This is a genomic window from Methyloversatilis discipulorum (assembly GCF_000527135.1).
Lineage (GTDB): Bacteria > Pseudomonadota > Gammaproteobacteria > Burkholderiales > Rhodocyclaceae > Methyloversatilis > Methyloversatilis discipulorum.
In genome coordinates, this window is record NZ_AZUP01000001.1 from 4,148,101 (window position 1) to 4,164,042 (window position 15,942).

A 15,942-nucleotide genomic window follows, 5' to 3' on the forward strand; every position below is an offset into this window, starting at 1 on the left:
GGCGTCGATTGTGCCGCGCCCGCTGGCCTTCGCGTCAGAGCGCATCGAGCGGAATCTTCAGATAACGCGTGCCGTTGTCCTCGGGCGGCGGCAGATGGCCGGCGCGCATGTTCACCTGCACCGACGGCAGGATGAGCACCGGCATGTCCAGCGTCGCGTCACGCGCCGTGCGCATGGCGACGAAGTCGTCTTCCGATATGCCGTCATGCACGTGGATGTTGTGCGCGCGCTCGTCGGCCACCGTCGTTTCCCAGCGCGGCGCGCGGCCGTCCGGCATGTAGTCGTGGCACATGAAGAGGCGCGTGTCCGGCGGCAGCGACAGCAGCGTGCGGATCGAACGGTAGAGCGTGCGTGCGTTACCGCCCGGGAAGTCGCAGCGCGCGGTGCCGTAGTCGGGCATGAACAGCGTGTCGCCGACGAAGGCGGCGTCCTCGATCAGGTAGGACATGCAGGCCGGCGTGTGCCCCGGCGTGTGCAGTGCGCGCGCCTGCAGGCTGCCTATCGTGAAGCTCTCGCCATCACGGAACAGATGGTCGAACTGGCTGCCGTCGCGCTCGAACTCGGTGCCGGCGTTGAACAGCTTGCCGAACACCTGCTGCACGGTGACGATGTGTTCGCCGATGCCCAGTCGGCCACCCAGTTGCTGCTTGATCCACGGTGCGGCCGACAGGTGGTCGGCATGGACGTGGGTTTCCAGTATCCACTCCAGTCGTGCGCCCAGTTCGCGTACGCGGGCGACGATGCGGTCGGCTGACGCGGTCGAGGTGCGCCCCGATTTGGGGTCGTAGTCGAGCACGCTGTCGACCACGGCGCAGGCCAGGGTGGCGCGGTCGAACACGATGTAGCTCACCGTGTTGGTCGCTTCGTCGAAGAAGCTTTCGATCTGCAGGCTGTCTCGGGTCATGGTCCGTTCTTTCAAAAGTGCGGCCGGAATGCCGTCCAGCGCCGCGGTACGGGACGATGTATAGCCTCTATGCCGTCTCCCGATCCGTAACCTAGGTCACCCTGCGCCGTGCCACAGGGGTCATCGTGCCCCGATGACGGTCTCGAAGGGGTAGGCTCCAGCCTGGTCAAGATGTGCGGCCGGCGGCCGATAACAAGGGGTCACCGGTGCGCACGCGGGCGGCCCTGTCCTATCGACGGATCCTATGCCGGATGCCCCGCGCCAAAGAGAATACAGCCGATGCAAGAACCGCCGTTCGAACAGGACACCGTTGCCTTCCAGCGTCGCTTCGTCGCGCTGGTCGTGATCTGGGTCGTCCTTTGTGCGCTGGTCACGCTGTTCGCGGCGCGCAGCGCCAGCGACGAATACCTGCTCGACGCGCAGGCGCGCAGCGCGCTGCGCCTGGACAGCCTGAACGAATCGCTGTCCTCCACCTTCCGCCAGCTGGCCGCCTTGCCGGTGACTCTGGCGCGGCAGGATGCGCTGCAGAAGTATCTGGCGGCGCAGGCCGGCGAGCGTGCCGGCGCAGCGCCGGCGCCCGGCCCGGCGTTGAGGGAACAGCTGATGGAACGGCGCGACGCGCTCGGCATCAGCAGCCTGCTCAACGCCGTCGCGCAGGATTTCAATCTCGGGCTGGTCTATCTGCTGGACGCCAACGGTAACGCCATCGCCGACAGCGGTTTCCACCTGCCGTACGCGGTGCTCGGGCTGAATTACGCCGATCGCGAGTATTTCCGTCAGGCGGTCGACGGCGGGACCGGCCTGCAATACCTGATGGGGCGCACGACGAATGTGCCCGGCTTCTACTTCTCGGCGCGGGTGGACGTGGTCGGGCGCCCGCCCGGCGTACTCGTGCTGAAACAGGACGCCGAGACGATGCGCCATCTGTTCGGCGGCTACGACCAGTTCGCACTGATGGCCGACAGCAACGGCGTGGTCGTGCTGGCGTCGCCGCCGGAACTGGTGCTCAAGCGCTTCGCGCCGGCGATCGAAGATCCGATCGACGATGCCACCCTGAAGTCGCGCTTCGGCGTGGTACCGCCGGTGCTGCCGTGGCGCGGCGACGAAACCCGGCTGGGCGACGGCACGACGGCGCATCTGCAGGTGGTGGACGGCCTGCGCCATCTGGTGCTCGGACGCGCGATGGACGACTCGCCCTACACCGTCTGGGTGCTGCTCCCGCTGCGCGAGGAGGCGGCCCTGTGGCGGCGCCACATCGCCGGCGGCCTCGTGGTCGGCCTGCTCGGGCTGACGCTGATCGCGCTGTGGTTCCGGCGCGAGCGGCAGAACATCGACACCCAGCGTGCCCGCCGTGAGCTGCTCGAACTGGCCAATGCGCTGCCGCTCACCGTGTTCCGCTATCACCGCCCGCTGGGCCGCGGCGGACGCTTCGCCTTTATCGGTCACGGCGTCGAGGCGCTGTTCGGGCGCACGCCGGAACAGGTTGCCGACGACCCAGGCGCGCTGTGGCGCGCCTGCGGCATCGACGACGACTGTCCGCCGGTGCGTTCGCGTGAGCTGCAGGTGCGTACGCCGTCCGGTCCGCGCTGGCTGCGTGTGGACAGCACGCCGATGCCCGACGGCCGCGGCGGCACGATCTACAACGGCTACTGGCTCGACATCACCGAGCGCAAGCTCGGTGAAGCCAAGTTCCGCGCGCTGTTCGAGCACTCCTTCGACAGCTATTTCTTCTACGACGAGGAGGACGGCGTCATCAGCTGCAATCCGGCCACGCTGGCGCTGTTCGGCCTGCCGTCGGAAGAGGCGCTGCGTGGCCGCGTGCCGTGGAACACGCCGCTGTCGCCGGAGCGCCAGCCGGACGGCGAATCGAGCGCCGTCGCGGCGCGCCGCCTGCTGTCGGCGGCCAGCGAGGCGGGGCGACCGCAGATGCGCGAGTGGCAGTTTGCCGGCGCCGGCGATCGCGCCTTCACGGTCGAATTGGCGGTCATCCCCATCCAGCAGGGCGCGCGCCGGCTGTACTGCCTGATCGCGCACGACGTGACGCTGAAGAAGGAGGCCGAGGCGGCGATGCTGCGCGCGCGCGACGCCGCCGAGGCGGCGGCGCAGCTGAAGTCCAGCTTCCTCGCCAACATGTCGCACGAAATCCGCACGCCGATGAATGCCATCCTCGGCATGACGCACCTGGCGCTGCGCGACGACATGTCGCCGCGCCAGCGCAACTACATCGAGAAGGCGCACCGCTCGGCGCACGGCCTGCTCGCCATCCTGAACGACATCCTCGACCTGTCGAAGATCGAGTCCGGCCGCCTCGATATCGAGCACATCGACTTCCGGCTCGACACGGTGATCAACCACATGGTGGACGTGATCGGCGTCAGGGCGGAGGAGAAGGGGCTGGAACTGCTGTTCAGCGCCGAACCCGGGTTGCCGACGGCGCTGATCGGCGACCCGGTGCGACTCGGTCAGGTGCTGATCAATCTCGGCAGCAACGCGATCAAGTTCACCGAGCACGGCGACGTGATCATCGGTGTCGAACTGCAGGCGCGCGACGAACGCGCGGTCGAACTGCACTTCACGGTGCGCGATTCCGGCATCGGCATGGACCAGGCGCAGATCGGCCGTCTGTTCCAGCCCTTCACCCAGGCCGACAGCTCGATCACCCGCCGTTACGGCGGCACCGGCCTCGGGCTCACCATTTCGCGCCAGCTGGTCGAACTGATGGGCGGCCGCATCTGGGTGGACAGCGAACCCGGCCGCGGCTCGACCTTTCACTTCACCGCCCGCTTCGGCCTGCAGGCCAGCGCCGACGCCGTACCCGAGCGCCTGCCCGGCACGGTGCCCGGTTCGCGCGTACTGGTGGTGGACGACCACCCGGGCGCGCGCGAGGTGCTGGCGGCACTGTGTCGTGGCATCGGCCTCGACGTCGACACCGCGAGCGGCGGCGAGGAGGCGCTGGACATGCTGGCCGCCGACGAAGGTCGGCACGGTCTCATGCTGGTCGACTGGAAGATGCCCGGCATGGACGGCGTGCGCCTCGCCGAGGAACTGCGACGCCGCTGGCCGCAGCGCAGCATGCGCCTCATCCTGGTCACCGCGCTCGGTCGGGATGACGTCGCCACGCAGTCGGCCGGGCGCCAGTTCGAGGCGGTGCTGCACAAACCGGTCACCCCGTCGGCGCTGCTCGACGCCGTGTCGCAGGCCTACGGCCGGCGTGCCGACGCGCACGCTCCGACGCCCGGCGACGAACGGCTGGAAGCCAGCATGGCGGCGGTAGCCGGTGCCCGCGTGCTGCTGGTCGAGGACAACGAACTGAACCAGGAACTGGCGCACGACCTGCTCGAGCGCGCCGGCGTCGAGGTGGTGATCGCTGGCGACGGTCAGCAGGCGGTAGACCTGCTCGCTGGTGGCAGCCGCTTCGATGCGGTGCTGATGGATTGCCAGATGCCGGTGATGGACGGCTATACCGCCACCCGCACGCTGCGCGGCCTGCCTGGTCTGCAGAATCTGCCGGTGATCGCGATGACGGCCAGCGTGCTGGAGGCGGACCGCGCGCGCATGTACGAGTGCGGCATGAACGACTGCATTCCCAAGCCGCTCGACGTACCGCAGATGTTCGCCACGCTGGCGCGCTGGGTCCATCCGCAGCCCGGTGCTGACAGGCAGTCCGGCCCGGCGGCTCCGGCGACGCCCGACGACGCGGTGCCCGCGCTGCCCGGCATCGATACCGCGGCCGGGCTGGCGCACTGCATGGGCAAGCCGCAGCTGTACCGGCGCGTGCTGCGCGCCTTCCTGCGCGGTCAGCGCGATTTCGCCGCGCAGTTTGACGAGGCGCGCCGCGGGCCGGACACGCAGGCGGCGGCGCGGCTGGCGCACACGCTGCGCGGCCTGGCCGGAACCGTGGGCGCGCACGCGCTGCACGGGCTGGCGTCGGAACTGGAAGGGTTGCTGGCGCGCGAGTCGGCCGACGCCGACATCGACGTCGCGGCGACGGCGCTCACCCGCGAGCTCGATGCGCTGATCGCCTCACTGCTGCCGCATCCGTGGGTGGCCGACGAGGCCGTCGCCGACGGCGCACCGCCCGACGCTCGCCAGCTGGCTGAGCCTCTGCACGCACTGGCGCAACTGATCGCCGACAGCGACGCCGAAGCGTTGGCTCGCGCGCTCGATCTGCAGCGCCTGCTGGCCGGATCAACGCTGGAGTCGCTGGCCGCCTCGCTCGGCGATGCGCTGAAGCGCTACGACTTCGAACAGGCGAATGCCTGGCTGACCGCGCTGTACGAGCGCGCCGGCGTCCAGCCCTGAGGCCTCAGGCCGGTTGGGCGGCGCCTTCGCCGCTGTCGCCCGGTTCGGCCACCGGCACGTCAACGTCGGTCATCGGGCCGTGCGTGTCGGCGTAGGTGGCATTGATGCGCAGCATGTCCGGCAGTACCGACGGCAGTACCTCCATCAGGGCCGGGTCGAAGTGCAGGCCGGTGTTGCGGCCCATCACCTGCAGCGTTTCGTCGATCGGCATCGCCGGCTTGTAGGGGCGCGCGGTCATCAGCGCATCGAACACGTCGGCGATGGCGACGATGCGGCCGAACAGCGGAATGTCCTCACCGATCAGGCCGCGCGGGTAACCGCTGCCGTCGAAGCGTTCGTGGTGGGTGAGGGCGATGGTGCGCGCGGTCTGCAGCAGTTCGTCGTCGTGTTCGCCGATGATTTCGGCGCCGATTTCCGGGTGCTGCCGCATCACCGCCCACTCCGCCTTGGTCAGCGGGCCCGGCTTCAGCAGCACGGCGTCGGGAATGCCGATCTTGCCGATGTCGTGCATCGACGCCGTGTTGAACAGCAGTTCGGTCGCCTCCGGCCCGAGGCCGATCGCCTGCGCGATCAGCCGCGCGTAATAGCTCATCCGGATGACGTGGTTGCCGGTTTCGTTGTCGCGGAATTCGGCGGCGCGGCCGAGCCGGCGGATGATCTGCTGGCGCGACGCGAACAGTTCGGCGGTGCGCGCCCGTACGCGGTCTTCCAGCACCCGCGTCTGGTCGTACAGCGCCAGATGGGTACGCACCCGCGCGGCGACGATGGGCGGGCTGATCGGCTTGGTGATGTAGTCGACGGCGCCGACCTCCAGCCCGAGGCGTTCGTCCTCGATCGACGTCATCGCGGTGACGAAGATGACGGGAATGCCGCGCCGGTCCGGGTTGGCCTTGATTCGGCGGCAGACGTCGTAACCGTTCATGCCGGGCATCATGATGTCGAGCAGGATGAGGTCGGGCGGCTCCGTCGAATTGACGATGGCCAGCGCCTTCTCGCCGCTGGTGGCCACCTTGACCCGGTAGTCCTGGCGCAGCACGGCGCTCAGCAGGTCGATGTTTTCCGGCGTGTCGTCGGCAACCAGTATGGTCTGTCTGGTCGTCCGCCCTGCGCCGTGGTCCGCGTCCGTCACCGTCGTCTCCTGTAAGCCTTCGGCATGTTAATCACGGTTCGGTGATATCGGAACACCTGCGGTCGATGCAGTTCCCGCCCCGCACGGGATGTACGGACGAAAAAAAACGGCGGGAACGCCGCCGTTTTTCCTGTTGCAGCCGCGTATCAGCGGTTGGCAACGTACATCGTGATCTCGAAGCCGAAACGCAGGTCGGTGGCCTTCGGGGTTTCCCAGTTCATATCTCTCTCCGTCATGTTGTACTTCTTGAAAAACACAGCGGTTGCCGTGTCTGGATCAGAGTATGGACAGGGAGCGATGGTGCGACCTCCAGCCGCCGCTGAAAACCGGGTCATGATTTTCATGACCCGGCGACGCCTCACTCCTTCGGCGCCGACTTCGGCTGGATGATGGCGCGCACGCGCTTGGACTGGTCTCCAGCCGACGGCACCGCCTTGGCGTCGCCCGAATTGGTGACCGTGTAGTTCTCGCTGATCGAGTTGTACTCGATGTACTGGCCGCGCACTTCGTCGCCGCCGCTCTTCACGTGGGCGCGCACGAAGAAACGGGTGATTTCGGTCTTGGCGTCGTGCTCGATGCGTTCCGCCTCGCCTTCCATCCACAGGTCCTGACCTTCGCGCTTCTGGCGGAAGCGTGCGAGACCGCCTTCGCCGCCAGTGGCCACACCCTTCTGGTAGCCGGTGGCGTCCTGGGTCACTACAACGCGGTTGGCCTTGATGGTGAGCGTGCCCTGCGTGAACACGACGTTGCCTTCGAAGGTGTGCGTGCGGGTGCGGTCATCGACCGTCACCTTGTCCGCTTCCAGATTGACCGGTTTTTCGCGGTCGGCACGCTCGGCGCGGGCGGGCGTGCTCAGGCCGGTGGCCAGCACGAGGTTGAGCAGGATCAGGCCGGTGAGGGCAGGGCGCAGAGTCATGGGCGGCGGGTTCTTTCGAGGGTGGCTTTGACGCGCGATTCGAGTATGTAGGTCTGTTTGACGCGGTCGGCGACCATGCCGACACCGTGCGCGACCGATTTGCCCTGCGTCAGCTTCACCGGTTTGTCGGTGCGGGCGATCTCGTCGTCCGGGTAGACGTTGAGCACGCTGGTTTCCAGCGTCATTTCCGGATTGCCGGGGCTGGCTTCGCGCAGCACGCGCACATTGTCGCGCAGGATGGCTTCCTTGCCATCCTTCATCAGCTGGGCACGGTCGGCGCTGATGCGGGTCGGCGACTGCTTGCCGCGGTAGAGCAGCAAGGGCTGATCCAGTTCGGTGGTGTCGTCGTCCGGGTAGTGACGCAGCTGCTGCGCGGTCAGCGTGTGCTGCACCTGACCACTGGGGTCGAAGCGACGCACGGTGAAGTTGTCGACGATCACGTCCGGATCGTGCCTGAGCTTGCCCGAGGACGGGCGGTCGTCGACGCGCGTGGCGCGCTCCAGCCACATGGTCAGGCCGACCAGCAGGATCAGGATCAGCAGCGGCAGGGCCTGCTGGACGTTGCGCTGAAGGTTCAACGCAGGCAGTCCTGCAGCAGTGCGTCGAGTGCGCCGCGGGCGTCGAGCAGGTATTCGCAGACTTCGCGCACGGCGCCGCGGCCGCCGTCGGCTTCGGCCACCCAGGCGACGTGCTGGCGCACGAAGAAGTGGGCGTTGGCCGGCGCGGCCGAGAAGCCGCAGGCGCGCAGCACCGGCAGGTCGACGATGTCGTCGCCCATATAGCCACAATGTTCCATCGCGATGCCGCGTTCGGCCGCCAGTTCGCGCATCGCCTCGCGCTTGTTCTCGACGCCGAGCAGTACGGTGGTGATGCCGAGGTTGACGGCGCGGTGGCGCACCGCCGGCGACGAACGACCGGAAATGATGACCACTTCGACGCCTGCGCCGGCGAGCATCTTCAGGCCGTGGCCGTCCAGCGTGTTGAAGCCCTTCAGCGAGTCGCCGTCCGGGCCGAACCAGATGGTGCCGTCGGTCATCACGCCGTCGACGTCGAAGCCCATCAGGCGAACGTTGCGGGCGGCATCGAGTACGGAGGTTTCGCTCATATCACCTTGGCCTGCATCAGGTCGTGCATGGTCAGCGCGCCGGCCAGCGCACCGTGTTCGTCGAGCACCAGCAGCTGGTTCACGCGCTGTGTTTCCATCAGGTCGGCCGCTTCGGCGGCCAGCCGGCCGGCCGGAATGGTGCGCGGGTGGCGGCTCATCACGTCGGCCACCGGCACCGTCCGCACGTCGCCCAGGCGGTCGATGGCGCGGCGCAGATCGCCGTCGGTGAACACGCCGGCCACAGCGCCGGCGTCGTCGAGCACCACGGTCATGCCCATGCCGCCGCGGGTCACCTGCAGCAGCGCTTCGGTGACGGTGGCGGCGACGCCGACGCTGGGCACCGCGTCGCGCGCGCGCATCACGTCGCGCACGTGGGTGAGCAGGCGGCGGCCGAGCGCACCACCGGGGTGGCTGCGCGCGAAGTCGTCCTCGCGGAAACCGCGTGCTTCCAGCAGCGCCACCGCCAGCGCGTCGCCCAGCGCCAGCGCGCAGGTGGTGCTGGCGGTCGGGGCGAGGTTGAGCGGACAGGCTTCGATCGCCACGCCCGCATCCAGATGCACGTCGGCCAGCGTGGCCAGCGTCGAGCTGGGCTTGCCGGTCATCGCGATGGTGCGGCCCCCCTGGCGGCGCACCAGCGGCACGATGGCCAGCAGTTCGGCGGTTTCGCCGGAATTGGACAGCGCGATCAGCACGTCGTCGCGGTGGATCATGCCGAGGTCGCCGTGCAGCGCCTCGGCCGCATGAACGAAATAAGCCGGCGTGCCGGTGCTGGCCATCGTGGCGGCGATCTTGCGTGCGATGTGGCCGGACTTGCCCAGCCCGCTGACGATGACCCGCCCGGGGCTGTCGAGGATCAGGCGCACCGCCGTCGCGAATTCGTCGCCCAGGCGCGCCGACAGTGCTTCGAGCGCGCTGCCCTCGATGGCGAGCACGCGGCGGGCGCAGGCCAGGATGTCTTCGTTCTTCGGTGGGGCAGGCTGTGTCATGCGCGGGGCGGGGTGGGCGAAGGCGTGTAATCGCCCGTACTACGGGCGCAAGGGCGATCGGTTATGATCGGCGCGGATTATAACAACCTGCTCCGACAGGCGGCCGCTCCCGGAAAGCGCTGACGGCCGAACACATCGTCACCATGTCTGCCCTCGAGCTGGTTCTACTGCTGCTCACCGCCTCGGTGCTGGTGGTCGGCCTCTTCCGCAGTATCGGCCTGCCGCCGATACTGGGCTATCTGCTGGTGGGGGCGCTGGCCGGCCCGCACGCACTGGCTTTCATTCCCGATACCGACGAAGCGCGCCACTTTGCCGAGTACGGCATCGTCTTCCTGATGTTCTCCATCGGGCTCGAATTCTCGCTGCCCAAGCTGTTCTCGATGAAGCGGCTGGTATTCGGCCTGGGCGCTGCCCAGGTCGCCTTCAGCGTGCTCGGCGTGGTCAGCTTCGCCTGGCTGTTCGGGCTTGGCTTCAAGGGCGCGATCGCGGTCGGCGGCGCCATCGCGATGTCGTCGACGGCGGTGCTGATCAAGCTGCTGGTCGAGCGGCTGGAGCTCGATTCCGCGCACGGCCGGCAGGTGGTGGGCGTGCTGCTGTTCCAGGATCTGGCGGTCGTGCCCTTCCTGGTGGTCATCCCGGTGCTGGCGCTGGGCGCCGAGGAAAGCGTCGAGGCGCTTGGCCTGGCGGCGGTCAAGGCGGCGGTGGCGCTCACCGTCATCCTCTACCTCGGCCCGCGGCTGATGCAGCGCTGGTTCCACATCGTGGCGATGCGCAAGTCGCCCGAACTGTTCATGCTCAATGTGCTGCTGGTGACGCTAGGCATGGCCTTCGCCACCGAGGTGGCCGGGCTTTCGCTGGCGCTGGGCGCCTTCCTGGCCGGCATGCTGATTTCGGAAACGCAGTACCGCTACCAGGTGGAAGAGGACATCAAGCCTTTCCGCGACGTGCTGCTCGGGCTGTTCTTCGTCACCATCGGCATGAAGCTCAACCTCGCGCTGGTGTTTTCCGAGCTGTTCTTCGTGCTGGTGACGGTGCTGTTCATCCTGATCGGCAAGTTCGCGGTGGCGGCTGCGGCGTCGCGCTTCTTCGGCTCGTCGCCCGGCAATGCGCTGCGCGTCGGCCTGTGGCTATGCGCCGGCGGCGAATTCGGCTTCGTGCTGATGGCGCTGGCCGATTCCGCCCACCTGATTCCCGACCGCATCCTGCAGATCGTGCTCGCCTCGCTGCTGCTCACGCTGCTCACCGCGCCGATACTGGCCCACTACGCCGACCGCATCGTATTGCGGCTGGTGCCGTCCGAGTGGCTGCTGCGCTCGATGCAGCTCACGTCCATCGCCGCCCAGTCACTGGCCACCGATGGTCATGCCATCGTCTGCGGTTACGGCCGCAACGGCCAGTACCTCGGCCGTTTCCTCGAAAACGAAGGCATTTCATTCATCGCGCTCGACCTCGACCCGGAGCGCGTGCGCGAAGCGGCGGCGGCCGGTGAAACGGTGGTGTTCGGCGACGCCGGCCGGCGCGAAACGCTGATCGCCGCCGGTATCGCGCGCGCGTCCATCGTCGTCGTCACCTTCGTCGATACCGACGCCGCGATGCGGGTGATCCGCCTGGCTAACGAGCTGCGCGCCGACATACCGGTGGTGGTACGCACCTTCGACGAGCGCGACTACGACAAGCTGTCGGCCGCCGGCGCCACCGAAGTGGTGCCGGAGTCGCTGGAATCGTCGCTGATGCTGGCCACGCACGCGCTGGTGTTGCTGGGCGTGCCGCTGGCGCGGGTGCTCAAGCGCATCCGCCAGTTGCGCGGCGACCGCTACCACCTGCTGCGCGGTCTGTATCGCGGTGCCGAGCATCTGGCCGAGGAGGCGGTCAGCGAGGCGCAGCACAAGCGGCTGCACTCGGTGGCGCTCGCCCCGGGCGCCTGGGCCATCGGCCACCGCATCGACGAATTCCATTTCGAGGATGTACGGGTCGAGGTGAGCGCGATCCGCCGGCGCGGCATCCGTGCGCTCGAACCGAGTTCGGATCTGGCCTTCGAGAACGGCGACGTGGTGGTGCTGCTCGGTGAGCCGGCTGAACTGGCGCGGGCGGAATCGAAACTGCTGAAGGGGTAGTCGGTCAGGGGGCCGGGCGGCGGACGCTACCCGGCGGCAAGATCAGTAGGCGACGCAGACCGTGTACAGATCGCTGCTGTTGCGTTCCCGTTCGGCGGTGATTTCGATCGCGGTGCCGCTGGCTGCACCGGCGCCATCGACCTGGGCCATTGCGCGCACATTGCCGGTGTTGGTGGCGCCATCGTCCATGGTCGCGTCGACCTGGCGGGCAAGTCGGGCGGAAATGCCGTCCGAGCAGATGAAGAAGGCGCCCGTCATCGGCACCGATGCGGAACTGGACGACGTCGCGGTCTCCGTTGCTGGCCTGATCGGCACGGCGCCAGTGATGCCGATGTTGCCGTTGTCGGCGTTTTTCGGGAAGTAGCTGTTGATGTCGCTGAAATTGCTGTTGCCGGTCAGCAGATTGGCCATGCGCAGGTGCTGCCAGACGAGAAAGGATTCGTCGGTCGTGGTGGTCGAGTTCCAGTTGCCGCCGACGCGGCCGTTGCCGCGGGCTTCGCCTGACGGGCTGCTGGCGTTGGTGCCGCCGACATGCTGGGTGGCAGCCGGGTCGTCGCCCGGCATGAAGCGGAAACGGTCCTGGTAGGCGTACACGGCGGTCGATATCGTGCGGAAATCATTGACCAGGCTTTTCGCCTTGGCGCTGTTGATCAGTTCCTGACCCTTCAGCACGCCGCCGAGCAGCAGACCGATAATGACCAGAACGATGGCGATTTCGACCAGTGTGAAACCGTTTTGCGTGGATCTCATGAAAGTCCTCCTTGATAGCCACATCACTGCACGATCCGTGCCCGTTGCGGCGTGTCAGCGGTGGCGGTGTGCATCGTGCTGAATCCGAAACAGTTTTTTTCCTTGTCCGCGCAACGGAGCGGTACGGACGCCCTGAGTCGGTCGCCCCGCTGCGCAGAAGTTGACCGTATTTCGACAGTTCCGTCATGTTCCGGTCACCCGCCGCGCGCCGCGGCCGCATGCCGCCGACTGCGCAGGACGCGCCGGTGAGTCCGCGCGAAGCGACGCCGCGCCTGCTCGACTGGCTGACGCGGATACGGCCCTGGCTGCTGCTGTCCGTGCTGGCCAGCCTGCACGGACTGCTGTGGATAGGTGACGACGTGACGCTGGCGCGCGTCGCGCTGCTGTCGCACATCGGGCTGCTGCTGATGTGGCAGCCGCTGGTTGGCGCGCAGAGCCGGCTCAACGCGCGCGCGCTGGTCCTGCTCGGGGCAGTCGTGCTGGCGCTGATGATTTTCTACGGCCCGGCGGTGCTGAGCCTGTGGATGCTGCTGCTGGCTGGTCTGGTCGGCGGCAAGGTGTTCTTTTCGACCTCGCGCGGGCCGCGCATCTATTACCTCGGCGCGCTCGCCTATCTGATCACCGCGCTGTTCACCGTCGCCTTGCCGCGCGCACTGCCGCCCGGGCTGTCGCTGCCGGCTGGCATCGACACGCTGGGCCTGTGGCTGTCGCCGCTGGCGCTGACCGTCATGCTCGGCGTGCCCGGCCACGAGCGCGCCGACCGCGACCGCGAAGTGCTGGATTTCGTGTCCGGCCTGTTCGTGCTGCTGCTGCTGGCGGTGCTGGCGCTGGGCACGCTGGCCGCCATGCTGATTGCCGGCGTCGACTACCTGCGCGCCCTGCTCGGCACACTGACGGTGCTGGCCGCAATGCTCATGCTGCTTAGCTGGGCGTGGAATCCGCGCGGCGGCTTCGGCGGGCTGGGTGTGGCTTTCACCCGCTACGTGCTGTCGCTGGCGCTGCCCTACGAACGATGGCTGGAAAGCCTGGCTGCGCTGGCGGAGGAAGACGGTCGACCGGAGGACTTCGTTGCCCGCGCCGCCAACCGCCTGTCGGCGCTACCGCTGGTGGCCGGCGGCGAGTGGCGCACGCGCGGCGGCGGCCGCGCGCATGAAGGTCAGTTCGGGCGGCGCGGTGCGCAGCGCTACGACTTCGAGCACCCGCTGCTCGAACTGGCCATCTTCACGCAGCGGCCGCTGTCCGGCGGGCTGGTGTGGCATTTCAACCTGCTGGTGCAACTGCTCGGCCAGTTCTACCAGGCCCGCCTGCGCGCCGAAGAACTGCGCCGTCTGAGCTACCTTTCGGCCATCCACGACACCGGCGCACGCCTGACGCACGACGTGAAGAACCTGCTGCAGTCGCTGAATACGCTCTGTTACGCCGCGCGCGAAGCCGACGGCCCGGATGCCGTGGCGCGCGCCAATGCGCTGCTGGCGCGCCAGCTGCCGGTGATCACCGCGCGGCTCGAAGCGACGCTCGAAAAACTGCGCCGGCCGCAACCGGCCGACGGCGAATGGATGCCGGCGCCGGAATGGCTGCAATCGATGTCCGCCCGTTTCGCCGGTGACGGCGTGGCGGTCGAGGGCGCGACCGAACCCGATCTGTGGCTGCCCGGCGCGCTGTATACGACCGTCGCCGAAAACCTGATCGCCAACGCGCTGCACAAGCGGCAGGCCGAGCCGGGCATCTCCGTGGTGCTACGGCTCGGCGGCGAGCGCCTGTCGGTCGAGGACAGCGGCAGCGCGATCGCGCCGGCGCTCGCCGATTCGCTGCTGCGCGAACCGGTCAGTTCGGCGGCCGGTCTGGGCGTCGGGCTCTACCAGGCGGCGAAGCTCGCGCAGGCGGCAGGCTTCGTTCTGCGGCTGGACCACAACCACGAAGGCTGCGTGCGTTTCGCGCTCGAACCGGCGTTGCGTCCGCTCAACGCGCCGGGCTGAGTGCGGCGCGCAGCGCGTCCATCCGTTCGCGGTTCACGCCGAAGTCGTAGTGACCGCTGCGTGCACCGCTGCGGAAGCGGATGACGCGCGCATCGGCATCGATGACGAATTCGGCGGCGTCGACAAAGCCGAACACGCGCGAGCGGAACTCCGCGGCGACGAAGCCCGGCTCGTCGCGCGTGATCGTGCTGCGCGGCTGTGCGGTGATCGCACGGCGCAGTGCGTCCTGTGCTTCGGCTACCGTGCCAGAGAACGGTATCGGCGCCATCTGCGCCTTGTCGGACGCTTCGGTCGACACGCAGTTCGGCTTGTCGGGGCAGGGCGTCGGCGCGGGCGGCGCGGCGAGCGCTACCGACGACAGCAGCGCGAGCAGTGGCACGACGGCGATCTTCATGACGGTCTCCGTGTGTGCAGCCAGTCGACCACGTCGGCCGCATTGCGGTCCGGTGGAAACACCGGGTAGAACACCTTGACGATGCGCGCCTGCTCGGCGATCAGCGTGAGCCGGCGGTACAGCGTGCGGCCGTCCGCCTGGAACACCGGCAGCTTCAATGCGTCGCGCAGCGCGAGGCCGGCGTCGCTGAGCAGCGGGAAAGGCAGGTGCAGGCGCTCGGCCGCCTCGCGCTGATAGTCGCTGTTCTGGCTGCTCAGGCCGAACACGCCGGCGCCGAGCGCGGCCAGCTCCGCGTGGTGGTCGCGGAAGGCGCAGGACTGCGGCGTGCAGCCACGCGCGCCGGGTATCGCGTCCCAGCCCTCGGGCAGCGGCACGCCGGGGCGGCCGGTCATCGGGTAGATGTAGATCACCTGCAGGCCGGGCAGCGCAGCCAGCTGCACGGTGCGGCCGTCGGTCGCCGGCAGCGCGAGCGCCGGCAGGGACAGGCCCGCGAGGTGGACGGCGGCGCCGTCGTCGATAGGCACCGGCAGGTCGTCGGGCAGCGTGGTGAGTGGCGCGGTCATTCCGGCAGTTCCCAGTGCGGGTTCCAGGCCACCTCCCACAGATGGCCATCGGGGTCGGCGAAGTAGCCGGCGTAGCCGCCCCAGAAGGTGTCCTGCGCCGGTTTGACGATCTGCCCGCCGGCTGCCTTCGCTTCGGTCATCACCGCATCGACCTTGGCTTTCGACGTGACATTGTGCGCCAGCGAGAAGCCGGCCGGGTCGGCTGCGCCCGCGGTGATGCCGGCGTCGTGCGCGAGGCTGGCGCGCGGCCACAGCGCCAGTTTCAGCCCGGGCTGCAGATCGAAGAAGGCCACCGCGCCGTGTTCATGTTCGGCGCCGACGATGCCTTTGGTCGGCCAGCCCAGCCCGTCGCGGAAGAACGCGACGGCGCGCGCCAGATCGTCGGTGCCCAGCGTGATCAGCGTGATGCGTGGCTTCACAGCGCGCGGCCGTCGTAGTGCTTCACCGGCAGCGATTCGATGTCGACGTCGTCGAGGCAGCGCACATTGATCGCTGCGCTCTCGACGCCGTCCGGCCGCCTGCCCTCGCCGAAGGGATGGATGCCGCAGTGCGGACAGAAGCGGTGCTTGATCACGTGCTTGTTGAAGGAATAGCTCGCCATGTCGGATTCGGACGTCTTCAGTTTCAGCGCCGCGCGCGGCACGAACCACATCAGCGCCCCCTTGCGCCGGCAGATCGAACAGTTGCAGGCGACGACGCCCGTCAGTTCGCCAGCGAGTTCGCCATCGACCTCAAAGGCGATCCGCCCGCAGTGGCAGCTTCCGGTGTAGTTCATGCAGATCTCCTTGCGGTGCGGCCCGATC

15 protein-coding genes are annotated in these 15,942 nt (G+C 68.3%); 3 read left to right on the forward strand and 12 right to left on the reverse strand.

Annotation, left to right across the window (positions count from 1 at the left end):
• Positions 1–34: 34 nt before the first annotated feature.
• Entirely contained in the window at positions 35–904 is an 870-nt protein-coding gene (locus tag METFAM1_RS0119290; protein WP_019917197.1) for an MBL fold metallo-hydrolase, read from the reverse strand.
• Positions 905–1,183: 279 nt separating this feature from the next.
• Between METFAM1_RS0119290 and METFAM1_RS0119295 the strand changes: the two genes are divergently transcribed.
• Positions 1,184–5,206, forward strand: a complete 4,023-nt coding sequence (locus tag METFAM1_RS0119295) for a PAS domain-containing hybrid sensor histidine kinase/response regulator family protein (RefSeq protein WP_019917198.1) — start codon at positions 1,184–1,186, stop codon at positions 5,204–5,206.
• 4 nt (positions 5,207–5,210) lie between these two features.
• On the opposite strand, the gene METFAM1_RS0119300 is transcribed toward METFAM1_RS0119295, so the two are convergent.
• The 6 genes from METFAM1_RS0119300 to METFAM1_RS0119325 form a co-directional block, all read right to left on the reverse strand.
• Positions 5,211–6,335, reverse strand: coding sequence for a response regulator (locus METFAM1_RS0119300; RefSeq protein WP_019917199.1), 1,125 nt, complete (start codon positions 6,333–6,335; stop codon positions 5,211–5,213).
• 146 nt (positions 6,336–6,481) lie between these two features.
• Positions 6,482–6,556 (reverse strand): pyrroloquinoline quinone precursor peptide PqqA, encoded by a 75-nt coding sequence (pqqA, locus tag METFAM1_RS20295; RefSeq protein WP_008060153.1) that lies wholly within the window; start codon positions 6,554–6,556, stop codon positions 6,482–6,484.
• A 137-nt stretch (positions 6,557–6,693) separates the two neighbouring features.
• A complete protein-coding gene (gene lptA / locus METFAM1_RS0119310; RefSeq protein ID WP_019917201.1) occupies positions 6,694–7,251 on the reverse strand; it encodes a lipopolysaccharide transport periplasmic protein LptA in 558 nt (185 codons plus the stop codon).
• On the reverse strand, positions 7,248–7,829 hold the full coding sequence (gene lptC, locus METFAM1_RS0119315; RefSeq protein ID WP_019917202.1) for an LPS export ABC transporter periplasmic protein LptC: 582 nt from the start codon (positions 7,827–7,829) through the stop codon (positions 7,248–7,250). Before lptC ends, lptA begins: the two co-directional genes overlap by 4 nt.
• A complete protein-coding gene (locus METFAM1_RS0119320; RefSeq protein WP_019917203.1) occupies positions 7,826–8,356 on the reverse strand; it encodes a KdsC family phosphatase in 531 nt (176 codons plus the stop codon). The genes lptC and METFAM1_RS0119320 overlap by 4 nt, the downstream gene beginning before the upstream one ends.
• On the reverse strand, positions 8,353–9,342 hold the full coding sequence (locus tag METFAM1_RS0119325; RefSeq protein ID WP_019917205.1) for a KpsF/GutQ family sugar-phosphate isomerase: 990 nt from the start codon (positions 9,340–9,342) through the stop codon (positions 8,353–8,355). Before METFAM1_RS0119325 ends, METFAM1_RS0119320 begins: the two co-directional genes overlap by 4 nt.
• A gap of 143 nt (positions 9,343–9,485) precedes the next feature.
• Here METFAM1_RS0119325 and METFAM1_RS0119330 point away from each other — a divergent pair, with 143 nt between their 5' ends.
• Positions 9,486–11,456, forward strand: a complete 1,971-nt coding sequence (locus tag METFAM1_RS0119330; RefSeq protein ID WP_019917207.1) for a monovalent cation:proton antiporter family protein — start codon at positions 9,486–9,488, stop codon at positions 11,454–11,456.
• A 42-nt stretch (positions 11,457–11,498) separates the two neighbouring features.
• On the opposite strand, the gene METFAM1_RS0119335 is transcribed toward METFAM1_RS0119330, so the two are convergent.
• Positions 11,499–12,206, reverse strand: coding sequence for a prepilin-type N-terminal cleavage/methylation domain-containing protein (locus tag METFAM1_RS0119335; RefSeq protein ID WP_019917208.1), 708 nt, complete (start codon positions 12,204–12,206; stop codon positions 11,499–11,501).
• 185 nt (positions 12,207–12,391) lie between these two features.
• Between METFAM1_RS0119335 and METFAM1_RS0119340 the strand changes: the two genes are divergently transcribed.
• Positions 12,392–14,182 (forward strand): ATP-binding protein, encoded by a 1,791-nt coding sequence (locus tag METFAM1_RS0119340; protein ID WP_019917209.1) that lies wholly within the window; start codon positions 12,392–12,394, stop codon positions 14,180–14,182.
• On the opposite strand, the gene METFAM1_RS0119345 is transcribed toward METFAM1_RS0119340, so the two are convergent.
• From METFAM1_RS0119345 to METFAM1_RS0119360, 4 genes are read right to left on the reverse strand one after another with little or no spacing between them, the layout of a single operon-like run.
• The gene (locus METFAM1_RS0119345) at positions 14,166–14,576 is read right to left on the reverse strand and encodes a DUF1499 domain-containing protein (RefSeq protein WP_019917210.1); all 411 of its coding nucleotides are present in this window, start codon (positions 14,574–14,576) and stop codon (positions 14,166–14,168) included. The genes METFAM1_RS0119340 and METFAM1_RS0119345 overlap by 17 nt on opposite strands.
• On the reverse strand, positions 14,573–15,139 hold the full coding sequence (locus tag METFAM1_RS0119350) for a peroxiredoxin (RefSeq protein ID WP_019917211.1): 567 nt from the start codon (positions 15,137–15,139) through the stop codon (positions 14,573–14,575). Before METFAM1_RS0119350 ends, METFAM1_RS0119345 begins: the two co-directional genes overlap by 4 nt.
• The gene (locus METFAM1_RS0119355; protein ID WP_019917213.1) at positions 15,136–15,558 is read right to left on the reverse strand and encodes a VOC family protein; all 423 of its coding nucleotides are present in this window, start codon (positions 15,556–15,558) and stop codon (positions 15,136–15,138) included. The genes METFAM1_RS0119350 and METFAM1_RS0119355 overlap by 4 nt, the downstream gene beginning before the upstream one ends.
• Positions 15,555–15,914, reverse strand: coding sequence for a GFA family protein (locus METFAM1_RS0119360; RefSeq protein ID WP_019917214.1), 360 nt, complete (start codon positions 15,912–15,914; stop codon positions 15,555–15,557). Before METFAM1_RS0119360 ends, METFAM1_RS0119355 begins: the two co-directional genes overlap by 4 nt.
• Positions 15,915–15,942 lie beyond the last annotated feature (28 nt).